At 66.1% G+C, this 15,147-nt stretch carries 18 protein-coding genes; 12 read left to right on the top strand and 6 right to left on the bottom strand.

Annotated features, from left to right (window positions below; genetic code table 11):
• Genes EZH22_RS30770 through EZH22_RS30795 form a run of 7 tightly spaced genes read left to right on the top strand, consistent with a single transcriptional unit; the run spans position 1 to position 6,841 of the window.
• The gene (locus EZH22_RS30770) at positions 1–1,002 is read left to right on the top strand and encodes a hypothetical protein (protein WP_203196979.1); all 1,002 of its coding nucleotides are present in this window, start codon (positions 1–3) and stop codon (positions 1,000–1,002) included.
• Positions 999–2,024 (top strand): hypothetical protein, encoded by a 1,026-nt coding sequence (locus EZH22_RS30775; protein ID WP_203196980.1) that lies wholly within the window; start codon positions 999–1,001, stop codon positions 2,022–2,024. The genes EZH22_RS30770 and EZH22_RS30775 overlap by 4 nt, the downstream gene beginning before the upstream one ends.
• Complete coding sequence (locus EZH22_RS32520; protein WP_269902924.1) at positions 2,024–2,152, top strand: hypothetical protein; 129 nt, start codon at positions 2,024–2,026, stop codon at positions 2,150–2,152. The genes EZH22_RS30775 and EZH22_RS32520 overlap by 1 nt, the downstream gene beginning before the upstream one ends.
• The gene (locus EZH22_RS30780; RefSeq protein ID WP_203196981.1) at positions 2,149–2,568 is read left to right on the top strand and encodes a hypothetical protein; all 420 of its coding nucleotides are present in this window, start codon (positions 2,149–2,151) and stop codon (positions 2,566–2,568) included. Before EZH22_RS32520 ends, EZH22_RS30780 begins: the two co-directional genes overlap by 4 nt.
• 10 nt (positions 2,569–2,578) lie before the next feature.
• Positions 2,579–3,238, top strand: coding sequence for a hypothetical protein (locus tag EZH22_RS30785; RefSeq protein WP_203196982.1), 660 nt, complete (start codon positions 2,579–2,581; stop codon positions 3,236–3,238).
• A 13-nt stretch (positions 3,239–3,251) separates the two neighbouring features.
• Positions 3,252–6,599, top strand: coding sequence for a hypothetical protein (locus EZH22_RS30790; RefSeq protein ID WP_203196983.1), 3,348 nt, complete (start codon positions 3,252–3,254; stop codon positions 6,597–6,599).
• Positions 6,600–6,607: 8 nt separating this feature from the next.
• On the top strand, positions 6,608–6,841 hold the full coding sequence (locus EZH22_RS30795; RefSeq protein ID WP_203196984.1) for a hypothetical protein: 234 nt from the start codon (positions 6,608–6,610) through the stop codon (positions 6,839–6,841).
• Positions 6,842–7,065: 224 nt separating this feature from the next.
• On the opposite strand, the gene EZH22_RS30800 is transcribed toward EZH22_RS30795, so the two are convergent.
• Entirely contained in the window at positions 7,066–7,317 is a 252-nt protein-coding gene (locus EZH22_RS30800; RefSeq protein WP_203196985.1) for a hypothetical protein, read from the bottom strand.
• Between the two features lie 255 nt (positions 7,318–7,572).
• Between EZH22_RS30800 and EZH22_RS30805 the strand changes: the two genes are divergently transcribed.
• Positions 7,573–8,487: a hypothetical protein gene (locus tag EZH22_RS30805; protein ID WP_203196986.1), complete on the top strand. Its 915-nt coding sequence runs from the start codon at positions 7,573–7,575 to the stop codon at positions 8,485–8,487.
• A 108-nt stretch (positions 8,488–8,595) separates the two neighbouring features.
• On the opposite strand, the gene EZH22_RS30810 is transcribed toward EZH22_RS30805, so the two are convergent.
• The 5 genes from EZH22_RS30810 to EZH22_RS30830 are packed head-to-tail and all read right to left on the bottom strand — an operon-like array spanning position 8,596 to position 11,410.
• Entirely contained in the window at positions 8,596–9,459 is an 864-nt protein-coding gene (locus tag EZH22_RS30810; RefSeq protein WP_203196987.1) for a hypothetical protein, read from the bottom strand.
• The gene (locus tag EZH22_RS30815; protein WP_203196988.1) at positions 9,453–9,800 is read right to left on the bottom strand and encodes a hypothetical protein; all 348 of its coding nucleotides are present in this window, start codon (positions 9,798–9,800) and stop codon (positions 9,453–9,455) included. Before EZH22_RS30815 ends, EZH22_RS30810 begins: the two co-directional genes overlap by 7 nt.
• On the bottom strand, positions 9,797–9,961 hold the full coding sequence (locus EZH22_RS30820; RefSeq protein WP_203196989.1) for a hypothetical protein: 165 nt from the start codon (positions 9,959–9,961) through the stop codon (positions 9,797–9,799). The genes EZH22_RS30815 and EZH22_RS30820 overlap by 4 nt, the downstream gene beginning before the upstream one ends.
• Positions 9,948–11,048 (bottom strand): phosphoadenosine phosphosulfate reductase domain-containing protein, encoded by a 1,101-nt coding sequence (locus EZH22_RS30825; protein ID WP_203196990.1) that lies wholly within the window; start codon positions 11,046–11,048, stop codon positions 9,948–9,950. Before EZH22_RS30825 ends, EZH22_RS30820 begins: the two co-directional genes overlap by 14 nt.
• The gene (locus EZH22_RS30830) at positions 11,048–11,410 is read right to left on the bottom strand and encodes a hypothetical protein (RefSeq protein WP_203196991.1); all 363 of its coding nucleotides are present in this window, start codon (positions 11,408–11,410) and stop codon (positions 11,048–11,050) included. Before EZH22_RS30830 ends, EZH22_RS30825 begins: the two co-directional genes overlap by 1 nt.
• A gap of 61 nt (positions 11,411–11,471) precedes the next feature.
• Here EZH22_RS30830 and EZH22_RS30835 point away from each other — a divergent pair, with 61 nt between their 5' ends.
• The 4 genes from EZH22_RS30835 to EZH22_RS30850 all read left to right on the top strand — a co-directional run bounded on the left by EZH22_RS30835 (position 11,472) and on the right by EZH22_RS30850 (position 15,079).
• Positions 11,472–11,729, top strand: a complete 258-nt coding sequence (locus EZH22_RS30835) for a helix-turn-helix domain-containing protein (protein WP_203196992.1) — start codon at positions 11,472–11,474, stop codon at positions 11,727–11,729.
• A gap of 81 nt (positions 11,730–11,810) precedes the next feature.
• Positions 11,811–12,194: a type II toxin-antitoxin system RelE/ParE family toxin gene (locus EZH22_RS30840; RefSeq protein ID WP_203196993.1), complete on the top strand. Its 384-nt coding sequence runs from the start codon at positions 11,811–11,813 to the stop codon at positions 12,192–12,194.
• Entirely contained in the window at positions 12,191–12,472 is a 282-nt protein-coding gene (locus EZH22_RS30845; protein WP_203196994.1) for a helix-turn-helix domain-containing protein, read from the top strand. Before EZH22_RS30840 ends, EZH22_RS30845 begins: the two co-directional genes overlap by 4 nt.
• A gap of 315 nt (positions 12,473–12,787) precedes the next feature.
• Entirely contained in the window at positions 12,788–15,079 is a 2,292-nt protein-coding gene (locus EZH22_RS30850; protein WP_203196995.1) for a DotA/TraY family protein, read from the top strand.
• Positions 15,080–15,147 lie beyond the last annotated feature (68 nt).

The following is a 15,147-nucleotide window of genomic DNA, read 5'->3' on the forward strand; positions in this document are numbered from 1 at the left end:
ATGCGCGCAGCGGCAATAGGCGGTGTCATCGGGGGCTTCGCATTGCTCGTGCTGGGCACGATGCCGGCGGCGGCGCAGACGTGCGCCGGGGTCGAATGGCGCGTCAACGCCCAGACGATCGCGCTGCAGGGTGTCGTCAGCGGTCAGATCGAGTCGGCGCAGGCCGCGATGCTCGCGCTCGATCAGAGCAACCGGGCGCGGCTGCTGTCCGCGTTGAAGGTCATGACGAAGCAGGAATCGGCATCGACCGATCAGACCGTGCTCATGGAGCAGAAGGCCGGCGAGGCGGCCGCAGGCGCCATCACCACCTCCGCCCGGAACCAGGAGATCGCTGCCGCCCAGAACCGCTATAAGGCAACGGGCTACGGCGCCTGCGCGGTCGGCACCAAGGCATCGTCATTTTATGCGGCGGTGAAGGCAGCGCCGCAGGCTCGCGCGCAGATCCTGCAGACCGTCTCCTGGAAACCGGGCGCCTACGGGTCGCAGAGCGCCTGGGCGAGCGGCGTCGGCGCGTCGGGCCCGTTCGACGCCAACTCCCTGTTCGCGGGGGACACCACGAAGGCGGCGCAGTACATCAGTTTCGTCATGGGACCGCCGGATCTCGAGGAGAAGGCCGCCGGCGCCGGCAGCGATGCGCGCAAGGTGGACAAGGCGGGGCGCGACGCCCTGAAATCCACGGCCGCCTTCGTCATGGCCTCGATCGCCAGCGACTACGCCACGGGCGGGCCAGTCGAGAAGCTGCGGGCGATGAACGCCCACTGGTTGGCCTCCGATGGCGGCGAGGCGTGGTCGGCCAAGATGGCGGACCAACCGGAGCGGGGCGTCCTGCAGGACGCGATCCGCGTGGAGGCGGCCAACCTCGTGACGCTGGCCTTCAACCTCAAGTCGGGCGTCCGCCAGGAGGCCGTGACAGCGGCCTACCTGCTGGCGCGCATCAAGGCGGCGATGGGACCGGCGATCGTCGAGCCCGCCGTGGCACCGGCGGCGGGGGGTGCCCGATGAGCGCTTCTCTTCGCTCCTTCATCCTCTGCGGAGCTGCCGCGGCCGCGGTGCTGGTCTCGAGCGCCGTCGCGCAGGCCCAGACCTGCTTCGTCGTCGATCCGGTTTGGCGGCAGCAGCACATCGCGACGCAGGGCGCGCTCGTGGGCCTCGTGCAGGGCCTGCAGACGGCCGTCTCCGAAAGCCTCGCGCTCTCCAACGAGATGTACACCTCGGCCGTGAAGGTCTTCACCAAGCAGGTGGACACCAGCGGGCAGCGCGTGAACACGAACAAGGTCGGGGTCAACCAGGCGCTGGCCGCCACGCTGATGCAGGAGGATCGCAATCAGCGTGTCGTGAAGGCGCAGGAAGAGTACGGCATCGGCACGGGGCAGGGCGTCAACGCCTGCAAGACGATCAGCATGATGAACGGCGTCAACGCGGCGCTGCAGGTGAGGTCCGAGACCGCCCTGTCCTGGACGGCCGGCCTGGACGTGTCTCCCGGCTCGGCCAAGCCCTTGCCGGACGCGGTGAAGCTCCGCCTGAACAACGTCTCGCGCGCCGATGCGGCGGTGCTGTTCGACACCACGGCGGACGACAGCGCCAAGAGCATCGTCATGGCCCACATGGCGGGCCTGCCGCCGGCCAAGCCCGACAGTCGCCTGAAGAGCGTTGAGGGCGAAGTCATGATGCAGCAGGCCCGCCGGGTGGAGAGCCTGCGGTCGCCGGCGCTGGCCTCGCTGGCGGCGGTCGCCGCCGCATCCTCGAAGGGCTCCCACGGGGGCACCGACTTCAATTCGGGCAACTTCGGTGACGATCTTTCGATGCTCGAGGCGCTGGACAAGCTGATCGAGCAATACGGCGGCGGAACCGCCTATGACGCCTGGTCGGCCGGATTGGCCGGACAGGCGGAGCGTGGCCTGCTGATCGAGCTCACGCGCCTTCGGGCGATGAACATGAAGCTGCGGCAGGTCGATACCGAGCAGCGCGCCCGGCTGACGGCCGTGGTGGCAGGACTGCTCGCTCTCGAGACGGGAGGCCTGTGATGGTCCGTCGCCGCGGCCGGAACGCTTCGACCCCCTACAGCCGGTTCAATATCGGCCTCGCTGTCTTCACTGTCGCGGTGTCGGCGGTGGTGCTGCTGGCAGAGCTCATCAGGAGCACGGTCGCATGAGCGCCTTCGACGATGACGATATCCCGTTCGATGAACCGCCCGCGCGGGCGGGGCCACCCCCGGCGCCGCCGGTTCTCCAGAGCCAGTTCATCAGCGCCGACGATGCCGACGATGACCTCCCGCCATTCGACGACGATCCGGGGGACATGGGGGCCGAAGATGATTTCGGCGCTTGGCAGTCCGTCCGCAGCATGGGCGATATCGTCGAAACCCAGGACCGGGAGCGGAAGCAGCGCCTGGCGGCCGGCGCGGCGGCATTGTCCCGCCTGGTGGCCCCGGAGGCCTCGGAGAGCGCGTTCCAGCGGATCTTCTCCGATGTGGGCACCCGGTTCCTGACCACCTTCTTCCCGAAGCTCCTGGCCTCGCGCGTCGCCTTGGCGCGCAAGGCCGGCTTCATCGACGATCTCGACGAGTAGGAGCGGCCCGATGAACGCATTTTCGCGTGAGACGCAGCAAAACGGCGCGGCCCAGAACGCCGTGGGCCGCATTGCGCTGGCGCGCAACCTCCTCCGGGGCAAAAGCCTCGACGGACGGGACCTCAAGGCGGTTTCGGCCCATGACTTCCTGGAAGACCTGTTCGCCGTGCAGGCGTGCCCGCCGCTCGGCTCGTTTGCGTTCTGGACGAACGACGACGGCAGCGTCTGGCTGTTCGTCGAGAGGGAGCTGGAGAACCAGGAGGCGAGCTACATCGTCGCCGCCGGCGACATGGGCCCGCAGGGCGCGCAAGTGACCCTCAGCGCGCTGGCCGTCGTGACCGAGAAGGAAACCTCGGAGCCCGGGCGCCGGCGCAAGAAGGTTCGGACCCTCAGCTACCAGGACGGCGCGTTCTTCATCGACCAGATGGGAGCTCGCGCTGAGGCCATCACGGTCGATCGGCGTGTGGCCGAGCCAGAATTCATGAGCCACCTCCGGCCGGCGCGCTGGAAAGAAGCGCCGCGCTTCAACGCGACGAAGGAGCCGGCGCCCGTCGAAGGGCTGGTGCCTGTGGATGAGGATGAGGACGGCGACGCCGGCGTCGGCGGCGAGATGATCGAGGCCTCGGACGACGATCCGCCGGGCGAGGCCGATGAAGAGTATGCGGACTGAGGGGGGCACGATCATGCAGCGCTGGTTCGATTTTCACCCGGAAGCCCGCCTCGACCTCGTCTACCGTGCCGATGGGGTGCCCCTTACCCGGCTCCGCCTTCGCGAGCCCGCCTCGGAGGAGGCGCAGGCGCGGGCGCTGCTCGCCGGCTGGGTCGCCTATGACAATGGATGCGACTTCGACCATTACGGCGACATCAAGCGCACAAGCGATTATGCTGAGCTTCTGGCGCCGTTCTTCCCGCCGGAGCGCATTCGGATGGCTTTGACTTCCGATCCCGTGCCCTCGAACCTGGACCTGCACACGCAGGATCTGGCGAGCAGCTACCGTGCTGCCCGGCATCACCTCGAGGCAGCCGTGCAGGCTTTGAGCGCGGCCGGTGACACCGCCGCGGCCGCGGCGGTCCGTGAGCTGTTCAGCGGCCTGCGCATCCCCGGCCAGGAACCTGTGCCCTTGTCGCCGGTCGCTCTGCGGACGCCGCGCGCCGCGCTGGACGAGTACCGTGCCGGCGCGCGCGAGGAGGTTGGTGACGGGACCTCCCATTGGGAGGGCCGTGAATCGAACCGTATGGCGTCCGCCGATGTAGGGTGGTCCGTGGCGGAATTGTACGAGACGAGCGCGAGCGAGCTGGTGCAGTGGCTGGACGAGGTTTTCAGCCGGTCCGGCTTCGCCAAGACGGCCGATAGCCAGGAGCTTCAGGAGCTCAAGTCGGGTTGGGTTGAGGCAGATCAGATCTATGCGGAGGCCGTTTCGACGCTGATCGGTGGCGTCGATGAGGATGCGGTTCTGAACGGCCGGGATATCGCTCTCGCCGCGCGGGAGCTGGATCGGCTCGTGCGTCAACTGGCGATTGCGCGCCGGGATCTGATCGAAGGGCTCGATGAGCTTGTCGTCCGCATGGAAGAGTGGCTGCCCGCCACGGCCCTTCCCGGCGGTGCGGGGATGCAGGACAAGATCCGCGCCCGCGACGAGGAACTGCGCAAGCTGAGCGTCCCGCGCGATAACGGCCTCACCAGGTGGAACCTCATCCAGTCCGGCGAAGCGCTGCTGATGCTGGCGACGAAGCTCGAGCGCCAGCTCAACCAGGCCGGCGGCGTGCTCCAGCTCGGGCAGAAGGCCGAGCAAGACGCCGTGGATTGCATTGCGGACGCGGCCTACGAGCTCGATCGCGCCGGCACGGCCGCGCCGCTGACCGATGAGAAGTGGCAGCCGCAGGTGGCCAAGTTGGACCAGCTGTTGGAGCGGGGCCTGTTCCGCTCCGCCCTCGGCAAGGAGGCCGGCGACGCCTTGACCGTGGACGCCGCGCTCTTCGTCGTCGGGCAGCTGCTCGACACGGCCGATCAGCTCGGTGTTGCGACAACCTGGGAATTCCTGGCCCGCCGCTCGACGGAAGTGGCGTCGCGGCTGGCCGCGCGGGTGCCGGGTCTCGAGGAGACCTCGACAACCATCGGCCACCATGAGCTGCAGAGCTTCGTCCACGTGTTCGACGGAGTCGTGGAACTGCTCGCCTTGCCGCCCGGTCCGGCGACCGAGGGAGCAAAGAAGGCGAACGAGGTCGCCCTGGAGATCGAGGAGCTGACCGGCGGCATGGGCAGCCTGTCCGGCGCCGAGGCGCGGCGCCTCGCGGAACTCATGGGTGCAGCGGCGGAGTGCATCACCTCGGGCGACTTCATGATGCGGGAGCTTCGCAGCAGCGAGCAGGTCGCCAAGGTTGCACCTCTCGACGACGTGCTGCCGCCCTACCGCGCGCCCGTCGGCGAGCTCGATGCCGACGCCTTCGGCGCCCATCTGCTCGCCGTGTACGGGCAACGGGGGCACCAGGTGGAGGTTCTGGCCCTGCGGTTCGACTACGAGCCGCAGCTGCTCGACGGGCTGACCTGGCGCGAGGTGGCGGCGGCCATCGCGTATCTCGCTCGCGAGGAGGAGATTACGGCGCTGGGGCGAACCGATAGCGGTTCGCTGAACTGGTCGCCCGAAAAGGCAGCCGCGGAAATGAAGCGCTTCTCCGAGGGCGCGCCGCGTCTTGCTTCCCTCCGGGAGGAGCATGACCAGGACGCGGCGGGCAGCGCCGCGGTGATAAAGATCCAGGATGCGTCGCGGGCTGCCCGGCAAGCGAAAGCTACCGTCATCACCGTCGAGACGGCCCCTGAAACCGCTCCGGACCCATCTTCGGTGGCTCGCCAAGTCGCTGGCGTGCCCGACTGGAAGAGGGATGACATTCTCCGGAAGGTGGAAGCCGCTCGCCAGGCCATGGGGTTCACCAAGGGGCCGGGCTCGGGGCCCGAGGTCACGCCCTTCGAGGGAGGCGCAATTCCGCTGTGGCGGCGGCTCCTGGCGCATCACGACGCGGCCGACGCCACCCTGGCGATCTGCTTTGGCCTCGATGCCTTGCGACGGGGCAGCAAGGTGTTTTCGGCGCATGAGGGACGTTTGATCGACGCTGCTGACGGGCGGGAGGAGCTGGATTTCTTCGTGGACCAGGCCTCGCCGGCCCTGCAGAACTTGATCGGGTCCGCTCAACTGTTGGTTGACGCGCTCCACGAGATCGTTCCGGCCGATCGAATCTGGCTCCGGGCGATCGACCAAATCGCTGTGGGTCTCCCCTTCACCGCCATGGACGGTATCATCCCGCTTCCTGGCAATGTGTCCCACGAGGTTTTGCAGTTCGTGGGCCTAACTGATCCCGTCCCTGGCCGGGTCGCGCCTTTGCGGGTGGTGGATGCCACCATTCCCAAGGATTTGGCGCTGCAGACCCGGCAGCGCGCCGCGGCCTGCCTGATGGCTATGCAGGAACATCTCGGCTTTGCCGGCGAAGGCGGACTTGCCGAGATGTTTGCCGGGCAGGCCGTCCAGGTGCTCGTGGCGCGAGAGGTGGACCTAAATCAGGGAACTCTCGGCAACATCCGGTACAAGCCGAGCGGACAGGCGGCGGTGGTGCGCTTTTCCCCCTACAAAGGTCAAACGGGAATTCACGAGCTCGCCCATGCGATAGACCACATGCGGCCTGCGACCCGTCAGGAGCGTTATGGCCTGATGGAAGAGCACGGCGTGATGGACAGCGCCCGGCGGGTGTTTGCGGAGACTGCCCCGCTGCTGCTTCCGGAAGAGCTGATCGCCACGCGAATGGAATATTATCTTAGCCCGAGTGAGGTGTTTGCTCGGACCATTGCGCTGTCGGTCACGGAGCGAGTTCGGGAAGCCGGACCGAATGCGACTGCAGGCGGGTACTTCGCCGAAGTCTCGGGGTTCCAGTATGAGCCCGATCGGCCGGCCCGCGATGCTTTCCTCGCGGCGCTCCGCGAGGACTTCGCACGCCACCGCGAGTTTGACGTGGGTGCAGCCGCGCCGGCGCCGGCATTGTAGGAGCGAAGATGCGTTCTGCCCTGGAATCGGTGGTGGCCTATGGAAGCGTGAGCTACGGCGTGCTCCCGCCGGCGCGCCTCCGGGCCGTGCTGCTGGGGGAGGTTCCATCCGCCGCCGAGCGCGTGCAGATCCACCAGGCTCTCACGGAGACGGCTCCCTACCGGCTCGCGACGCTGGCGCGGGAGCTCTGCATCTCGATTGCGGACCTGGAGCAGCGGGCGGCGCAATTGTTCGGTCAGTGACGGGACGGGTTATCAGGTCCGGGATAGAGCGCCGAGGACCTTGAAACTGCCAAGGGCGGCCCGCATTACGGGCCGCCCTTTTTCGTGTCGCCGGCATGGCCATCGCCGCCTTGGCGGACTGTACCGGGATCGGGGAGCGGCTTCCCGGCTCCGCTCGTTGGCCGCGGCACTCTCCGGCGCCGCGGTTGTCTGGTCGAAGCGCCGGCCGAGCCGGAGCGTCTTGGCTAGGGCGCCGGCGGAACCGGAATGCCGGTGGTCGTCGTGATGACGACGGCCACGCCGGCCGCCGCCGCCTTGTCGAGCGGCTTGCCCAGCTCCTCGTGCTTCTTGTCGAGCTCGCGAGCGGCCTTTTCGCCAATGATCGGCTTCAGAAGATCGGCGATCAGCCCCCCCGCATGGACGGAGGGGGCCGTGGTGCCGCTGATGATGAGGGCCGTGGCGCCGACCGCCACAGCGCGCTTCACGAAGTTGCCCATTTTAGATCCTTTTCTGATTGCGAAGTGTCTCGCCGTCCCGCTCGAAGGCGCGATGGCGAGGCCAGGAAAGCAGCTCGGTCAAGGCTATGGGAGCGCGCCCATTGAGTGCTACGAGCGGGCACAGGATCGCTCCTGGGGGCGCCGTGGCGGGCGCCCCGCCCCCCGAAAACGAGCTTCGCTGACCTGTCATGCGCTTTTGCGTGCTTAGGTGAGCCCTTATTTTAAGAGCCGAAACCAGAACTGGAGCGACGCCCCATGCTGACTGCAATGTTGCTGGAGATGCGCTTGGTATCCGGGCTCAGTCAGGCCCAGATCGATGAGGAGACGGGTCTCTTCGCGAATGGTCGTCGGCTGAGGAACCGGCCCGGACAGGCAGGGCGTGCGAAGCCCTTTACGCGAAACCTGATTTGTCAGGCCTACAAGCGATTGGTTCCGTCGCCCTTGAGCCCGCACCTTCGTGAGGCGCATGAGGAACTCGTCGAACTGAAGCGGAAGCCTGGTAGCGAAGCGCTCAGGCGCTTCCTCGAGATCAATGACGGTATTCTCGACGACGTGCTCAGGGAGAACCATCCGGAGGATGGTCTCAGACGGCTGGAATATTTTTACTTTCGCCTGCTGGTGAGCTTCTCCATGGCGATTCACGGGAACAGACAGGCGACTTGGTGCGGGGGACGGTTTTCGCACCACCTCATCGCCGCCCAGACCGCTGCGGAAAAGGGGATCGCTCTTGCCGACCGGCTTTTGCAGAGCGAGGTCCATGACGGCGAGGCGACGGGTCGAGTGAAGCGTCTGCGCGCCCTCCTCGTCATCAACCTGTTTCAGATCTATCTCGAGCAGTACAAGCGCGGCTACCCGAACGCCGCCGGCCAGGTTGTGACGTGCGATCAGCTGAAGGCGCAGTTCCTCGAGCAGGATGCCCTCGGGAAGCATTGGGCTCTGGTCGAAGAATTCCCCTACCTCTGGCAGGCCATCTACAATGGACTGGAGCAGGCCTCCTTCCTTGAGGTCGAGGAGCCCGCCTTGAGGTTCTACCGAAAGCTCGCCGAGCTCGATCCGGGCTTTCAGGATTTCGACTATACGCCGGGCGAGGTCGATGCGCTCTCGAAGGAGAAGCAGATGGCCTGGTTCTGCGAGAGGTTCCGTTCGACGCTGCACACCCCCAACCCCTGACCTGGAGTTGTCCCATGTCCATGCTGAAATACACTCTGTTCGCCGCCGCTATCCTCATGGGCTCTGCGGCCCCGGTCCTCGCCGGCATCGGCGGCACCAGCGTCTAAATCACCTGGTGCGTCCGCCTACGGTCTCAATCATGAGAGCGTAGGCGTCTGATCTTACTGCAGCGCGGTGGCGTCTCCTCGCCGCCGCGCTGTCGTTTCCAGCCCACCGGCACCGCCAGGATGTGACGCCGCCGGCGCGCGAGGCATCGAGGTCGAAACGCGTCGGCCGACCCGGCGCCAGATCAACCTGGATGCGCGCCCGTTCGTAGGCGGGATCGCCCGCGAGCGCGATGACGGCCTTGAGGCCCCGGCTCCTGAGAGCCGAAAGCATGTTCGGGATGGAACGCGGCTCCGCCAGGATTTCCGCAGGGACGGGGTCCCGCTTTGCGCGCTCGGAGCGATTCGGGTCGAAGTCGCGGGGGCGGGGCCGGCGGATGAGGGAGGGCGATGCCACATCGTCAAACCACAGGTCCCGCAGCGTGGGCGGCATGTTGGACGTGAGCGCGAAGCGGCCGGCCGCGAGCAGCCATGTGCGCTTGGCGGTGGCGAGGCAGATGGTGTCGGCCACGTCGTCGAACTGGTAGCGCAGCTCCTGCCGGCGCGCGTCGTCCGTTTCGCTTGCGATCGCCCGCGCAAGGAGCTCGAGGCGATAGGAGAAATCCTCGCGGGTCTCCGGAGCCCGGCCCGGGAATGGCGTGCCGCGCAGGCGGGCTTTCCGGTCCTGCAGGATCTCTGACCGCGTTGCGGTCCGCTCAACGGCCTGTTGGGGGGCGAATGGGCCGGCAACGGTTCCATAGACCGACCCGTCACGAACGTGCAGGAAGTGCATGCCCGCCTGCACGATGTGGCTGCCCAGAATCTCGGTTCCGTCCGCGAGGGCGAGACGGAGGAAATCCTGGGGATCGCAGTCGGCGAAGGTCAGCACTGCTGGCCCTCGCCCTCATCCACCCGGCTGACGAACGGTGTCAGCGCCAAAGGCAAGCGCTCCGCCATCGCGGCGGTGCATTCATCCGAATTGCGCTCGTAGGTCTCCATGAAGCCGAGCAAGGACAGCTCCGCTCGGGTGTCGGTGGTGATGGCGGTCAGCAGGACACCGCCGGTGTCGCTGGGCAGGAGCCGGAGGCGCTGGGCTGCCAGCGCCGCGTCGCGGCGGCGCTCATCGGCGGTGTCGCCAGGGTAGCGGCTCCGGTCGCCGTACAGAGCCAGGAAACCCTCGATCGCCGCCTGCGTCACGCGGATGGCGTACCCGTTCACAACTTCGGTCATGCCAGAACCTTTCCATCTTCGGCGGCGCGCGCGAGCTGATCCGGCGCGCCCAGAGCGGCCGCCAAGAGCGCCAGGGGCGCGTTAGCGGCGTCGTCTTCCACGATGCACAGTGGCGAGGCCCGGAAGCGGCCGAGCCGCATGCGGGTTTCAGAGGTGGGCAAGGTGCGGCTCCGTCTTGGTTGAGGCTACACTGCTGCGGGCCGTCTTGTTGGAAAGCAGCTCGGCGTAGCGCTGGTGGATGCTGTCGCGGTCCAGGATTGCGGACGTGATGCCTACGATCTGGCAGACCTCGCGCCGGACGCTGGCGAGGATGTCGGCTTCCTCGTCCGTCAGCATGCGCGTGGGCCATCCTTTGACGTAGAGCATGGCCTTCGTGATCCGTTTTTCCGCCGCGGCGCGGCGGCGTGCGCTTTCCTTCGCGGCAGCGACGCGCGCGAGGACCGCAGGCCCGAGCTGTTGGGCGGCCACGTCGCCGAGCCAGCGCGCGCCCTGGAAGGCGAATGTGCTGGTGATCTCGAGCTCCACCATGCGGATCAGGAGCTCGCGCGCCTCTGGCTGTGCCGCGGCCGCCCGCATGTCTGGCAGGCTGCTCATGATGCAAAAGCGGCAGGAGACGCGCGACATGCCGAAGTCGGTATAGGCGGGATGGGCCTGCAGGCCCGCGCCGGCGATGGCGGCGAAGACCTCTTGCTCGCTCCACTCGACGATCGGCCGCCAGTTCCAGACCCGGCCGTCAGCCTCGGGGCTGGCGACCGTTGCGCGGGACCGCGACGCGCTCTCGGCGCGGCGAATGCCGGTGACGTTGATGACGACCTGCCCGGGGAAGCGACGCTTGAGCTCGGGCAGGATGACCTTTGTTTTCAGCTCACTCGTGCAGAAGCGCAGCTGGGGTGTGGACCAGCACGGCACGAGCGTGACCGTGGAAAGGGAGGTGTAGCGCTCGACGCTCGAGGCCCAGCGGCTCTCCCAGCGCTCCATCAGGCCGCCAGCCTTGCGGCGCACCACCAGGAGCTCCACGCCAAGGTGGCGCGCCAGCTTCTCGCAGACGGGCAGTGAATCGTTCCATTCGACAACGCCGAGGTCCGCATGCACCAGGACGCGGGGACCGGCGTGGCCCAGCTGGTCAAGCTTGCGAAAGGTCGCCAGGGCGGCGGCCTGGCTGTCCTTGCCGCCCGAGACACCAATGGCAACAGGTGCGCCGGAGCGCACCAGGTGCTCGATCTCGGAAGTGATGAGTGCTTCGGGCATCAGGCTGCCGCGCGCCGGTAGGACGGCGCGATGCCCGCGGCCGGATAGACGGGAATGAAGTGGCCGGCGCCGGCGGAGGGGTCGGCCGACGCGAGGAGGACGGCTGTTTCAGCGAACCGCTTTGCCTCCTCCATCGAATAGCCGGTGCCGCGGTGGATGGGGCGCACGCCTTCGTGGGCGCGCTCGGTCACGTCGAAAAACCACGTCTTGGCTGGCACCGGAGCGTCCGTGGGCGGTGTCAGCGGCGCGACGTGGAGATGAAACGTCCGCTCATCAACGTCCATCACGCGGCTGGAGGTCTGCGTCCGCCGATTGGTGTGCCAGCGTCCGACAGTGCTGGAACGGTGGGTGATTGACGACATGCCGTTTGCTCCCGACCCCGATGTTTGATACTAAAGGTATTGATGATGGGCAGGGGCGCCGATGTCAATACTAAAAGTATCAATCAGGCAGGTGAAAGCGGCGCGGGCACTGCTCGATTGGTCGCAGGGCGACCTGGCGCAGGCGTCCGGGATTTCCGAGCCGACGATCAAGCGCCTCGAGGCGAGCGACGGCGACCTTGGGGGGCGCGCAGAGACGGCCGAGGCCATCCGGACGGCGCTCGAGGATGCCGGCATCATTTTCGTGCCGGAGAACGGCGAAGGCGCGGGCGTTCGGCTCAGGAAGAAAGCTGCCGTGTAGTGGGACGCCCATAGCGCGGCACGGTCGGCGCGCTTCGATCGCCGGTGTTTACGATTATATAAAAACTTGTATAATTTGACTATGGCCGCTCGCAGATCCCCGCCCAAGTCCAAACCTGAAGTCGCGGGGCCGCCGGCGTCTCCGATTTTGAAGCCGTTGGATTTCCTGGGAACCTCTCTCAAGGATCTCAAGGACTTTCCTGAGGAGGCGCGGCAGGAAGTTGGCTTCCAGCTGGATCAGGTTCAACGCGGGAAAGAGCCGGCCAGTTGGGGTCCGATGACGACCATCGGCCCCGGCGCTATGGAGATCAAGGTTAAAGAGGCCAATGGCGAATTCCGCGTGATATACGTGGTCAAATTCGATGACGTTATCTACGTGCTTCATAGCTTTCAGAAGAAGACTGAACAGACATCACCTCGTGATATAGCTTTGGCAAAGGCGAGGTATAAGGAGATCGGTCGATGAGTGATAACCGCTTTTCCAGTGTCTGGGATGCGATCTCGGAAACGCCCGAAGAGGCGGCAAACCTCAAGCTCCGTGCGGAGCTGATGACAACGCTGCGCGACTATATTGCCGAGATGAAGCTCAGTCAGGCCGCAGCGGCCAAGCTGTTTGGGGTGGCTCAGCCCCGCGTCTCCGATCTGAAGCGTGGCAAGATTGCGCAGTTCAGCCTCGACACGCTCGTGAAAATGGCGGGCGACGCCGGATACGAGGTCGGGTTGACGGTTCACCGGGCCGCCTGAGGTGGCCGCCGACAGGTCGGGAGGTCCCCGGCGATCCATCGTCCGTTTCGTTCGGAGAGTTCTCGCCCTTTGGCCGGAGCGTGTGAAGGGCCGCCGGCCGGTAGGCTGCAGCGCCGAAATGATGGCGAAGCGAAGCCAGATCCCTTTGGGGCCTTCCACGAATGGGCTGGCGAAGCCGATCGACGGGCATACGCGGATCTTTGAATTCCGACTGATGAGCGGAGATGAGCGGAGCTTATCCGTGCCGCCATCTCGACAAATCGCGCCTTATCGTGCTTGATCGAGGATCATTGAGCGCGAGCGCGAGGGCCGGCCGTGGCAGGCGAGAGCTTCACCGATATCTTCAATCCGGTCCAGAACGACTATGCCCTGATTTCTCTGCGCCGCGTCCTTGGCTGCACGGTGGACACGATCTGGAAGGGCACAACCTGTTCTGACGCTAACATGATCGCGACTGCCGCGGCCTTCTTCAACGTTGCGGTGGCGATCGTCGGCTCGATTTTCATCACCTACACGATCTATGTTGGGGTCGCCGATACCGCTCGCGAAGGCGAAGCGATGGGCGGCAACAGCGTCAAATACACCGTGGCCCGCGTCGGCCTCGGGGCGATCATGATCTTGCCCGTGAGCTCCGGGTTTACCCTGGCGCAGCTGCTGGTGATCCAGATCCTTGTTTGGGGCTCCGGTGCCGCCGACAATCTCTGGGCCAAGATTTCGCCCATGATCGCCTCCGGCGGCTACAGCCAGGTCGCGACCGTGCCCGAGGACGATTACAAGCTGAGGGGCATGATCGCCGGGGCCATCCGGACCCGGGCCATTGGCTATGTGTGCGCCTACAGGCTCAACGAGATTGCCGAGGTCTTCGGGCAGGGGAGCGCCTCCGGCGGCTCGCCCATTGTCGCCAAGCCGATCACCGCCACCGGCTACGCCACCATCACCACGACGCAGACCTTCGCGGACTCGGGAACGTGGTTCAACGGATCGAACACGCTGTGCGGGTCCGTCCAGTACACCCTTGCGTCGGAAGTTGCCCTGCAGGGGCAAAACAACGTGTGGGGCAATGTCGAGACGGTCACGTCCGCCGCCGACGCGGCCACCTGGCAGGTCATGAATGCGATCGCCGTCAATGCCGTGAACGGCGGGCTGAACGCGGCCTGGGGGCAGATTGACGCGTCCGCGAAGAGCATCGCCAACCTGGTCTACACGCAGGCGCGCAACGATGCCCAGGTGCAGACGACCATCAAGCAGGGCGTCACCGCGGCGCAGAGCGCCCTGCGCAACTCGGTCAACTCGACACTGTCGGGCGCGAGCGGCCAAATCCAGAATTTGGCAAAGGATTACCTGGATCAGACGGCCGCCGCCGGCTGGGTTTTTGCGATCTCGTGGCAGCGCGCGAACATCAACATCGCGCAGTTCTTCCAGAACATCGTCAACGGCATCAACTTCACTTTCACCGTTCCGGTGAGCCTGTCGTCGATCCTCCAGCCCCTCTCCACCGGCTTTTATGGCGCGCAGCCGCGCCTGACGGGGAGCACCTGGCAGGTCATCGCCGCGAGCTACGAGCGCGACGTGGGCTATATGCGGTCGTTCGATGCCTACTTCGCCGATTTCGGCAAGGCGACGCCCTCGGAAACCGCCGGCCAGGTGGGCGTGCCCGATTCCAGCGCGGCTGGCGTTTCCTCCGCGTTCCGGTGGGTGCTGTCCAAGCTGCAGGTCACTGGCACAAACGGCACCTCGCAGTGGAGCGATCCGCTCCTGAACCTGACGCAGATCGGTGTCGGCTTCGTGGACGCAGGGCTTTGGGCGCTGGGGGGCAGTGTGGTCTCCGACGTGGCCTCCGGGTTCAACATTCCCTTCGTGACCGGCGTGCTGCAGAGGACCGCCGCGGCCTCGTGGGGGCTTGGTATCATTCTCGTCGGGGCGGGCTTCTGGATTGGTGGCGTGCTGCCGCTCCTGCCCCTGATCTACTTCTTCGGTGCCGTTATCAGCTGGTTGGTGGTGGGCCTCGAGGCGCTGATCGCGGTTCCGATTTGGGTTCTGACGCACTTTTTCCCGGCGCGAGAGCCGTCGCTCATTGGCGCCAGCAGGCAGGGGTATCTCCTGCTCTTCGGCCTGCTGGCCCGGCCGATCCTCATCATCATGGGGCTGGTGGTCTCTCTTTTGCTCATGTTCGCCGCATTCGCGATCCTCAACAGCATGTTCTTCAGCGTGTTCGCGCTGATGATCCCCTTGGACGCCGGTCCGGTCACGTCGGCGATCACTTCGGTTGCGGCCATCGTCGTCTACGGCATCGCCGCCACGATTGTGGTCTCGAACAGCTGTGCGCTCATTTCCGAGCTCGGCGACGCTGCGCTGCGCTGGGTGGAAATCGGCGTGCAGAGCCTGTGGTCGGCGCGCTTCGGCAGCGACGTGATGCAGCCGGTCAATCCTGCGGGAGGCATTGCCAATGTCGCCCGCGGCATGGGGAACGCGGCCAGTGGTCTTCGGACTGCGGGGCACCATGGGGCCCAGGGGTCCGCAAATCTCCTCTCGGGCGCGGGAGCGCGCTTGCGGGGGATGATGGGGGCTTCGGACAAACGAGCTGGGGGAAGCGGTCCAAACAGCTGATAAAGATCGGCTGTTCAGCCTAAAAAATTAGGTCTTGTCAAAACCTTAGCGTTTGGCTACTCTAGGTT

It is taken from the genome of Xanthobacter dioxanivorans, assembly GCF_016807805.1.
GTDB lineage: Bacteria > Pseudomonadota > Alphaproteobacteria > Rhizobiales > Xanthobacteraceae > Xanthobacter > Xanthobacter dioxanivorans.

Coding starts and splice junctions, on each gene's coding strand:
- EZH22_RS30770 (WP_203196979.1), top strand. CDS start 1: ATGCGCGCAGCGGCAATAGGCGGTGTCATCGGGGGCTTCGCATTGCTC.
- EZH22_RS30775 (WP_203196980.1), top strand. CDS start 999: ATGAGCGCTTCTCTTCGCTCCTTCATCCTCTGCGGAGCTGCCGCGGCC.
- EZH22_RS32520 (WP_269902924.1), top strand. CDS start 2,024: ATGGTCCGTCGCCGCGGCCGGAACGCTTCGACCCCCTACAGCCGGTTC.
- EZH22_RS30780 (WP_203196981.1), top strand. CDS start 2,149: ATGAGCGCCTTCGACGATGACGATATCCCGTTCGATGAACCGCCCGCG.
- EZH22_RS30785 (WP_203196982.1), top strand. CDS start 2,579: ATGAACGCATTTTCGCGTGAGACGCAGCAAAACGGCGCGGCCCAGAAC.
- EZH22_RS30790 (WP_203196983.1), top strand. CDS start 3,252: ATGCAGCGCTGGTTCGATTTTCACCCGGAAGCCCGCCTCGACCTCGTC.
- EZH22_RS30795 (WP_203196984.1), top strand. CDS start 6,608: ATGCGTTCTGCCCTGGAATCGGTGGTGGCCTATGGAAGCGTGAGCTAC.
- EZH22_RS30800 (WP_203196985.1), bottom strand. CDS start 7,317: ATGGGCAACTTCGTGAAGCGCGCTGTGGCGGTCGGCGCCACGGCCCTC.
- EZH22_RS30805 (WP_203196986.1), top strand. CDS start 7,573: ATGCTGACTGCAATGTTGCTGGAGATGCGCTTGGTATCCGGGCTCAGT.
- EZH22_RS30815 (WP_203196988.1), bottom strand. CDS start 9,800: ATGACCGAAGTTGTGAACGGGTACGCCATCCGCGTGACGCAGGCGGCG.
- EZH22_RS30825 (WP_203196990.1), bottom strand. CDS start 11,048: ATGCCCGAAGCACTCATCACTTCCGAGATCGAGCACCTGGTGCGCTCC.
- EZH22_RS30830 (WP_203196991.1), bottom strand. CDS start 11,410: ATGTCGTCAATCACCCACCGTTCCAGCACTGTCGGACGCTGGCACACC.
- EZH22_RS30835 (WP_203196992.1), top strand. CDS start 11,472: ATGTCAATACTAAAAGTATCAATCAGGCAGGTGAAAGCGGCGCGGGCA.
- EZH22_RS30840 (WP_203196993.1), top strand. CDS start 11,811: ATGGCCGCTCGCAGATCCCCGCCCAAGTCCAAACCTGAAGTCGCGGGG.
- EZH22_RS30845 (WP_203196994.1), top strand. CDS start 12,191: ATGAGTGATAACCGCTTTTCCAGTGTCTGGGATGCGATCTCGGAAACG.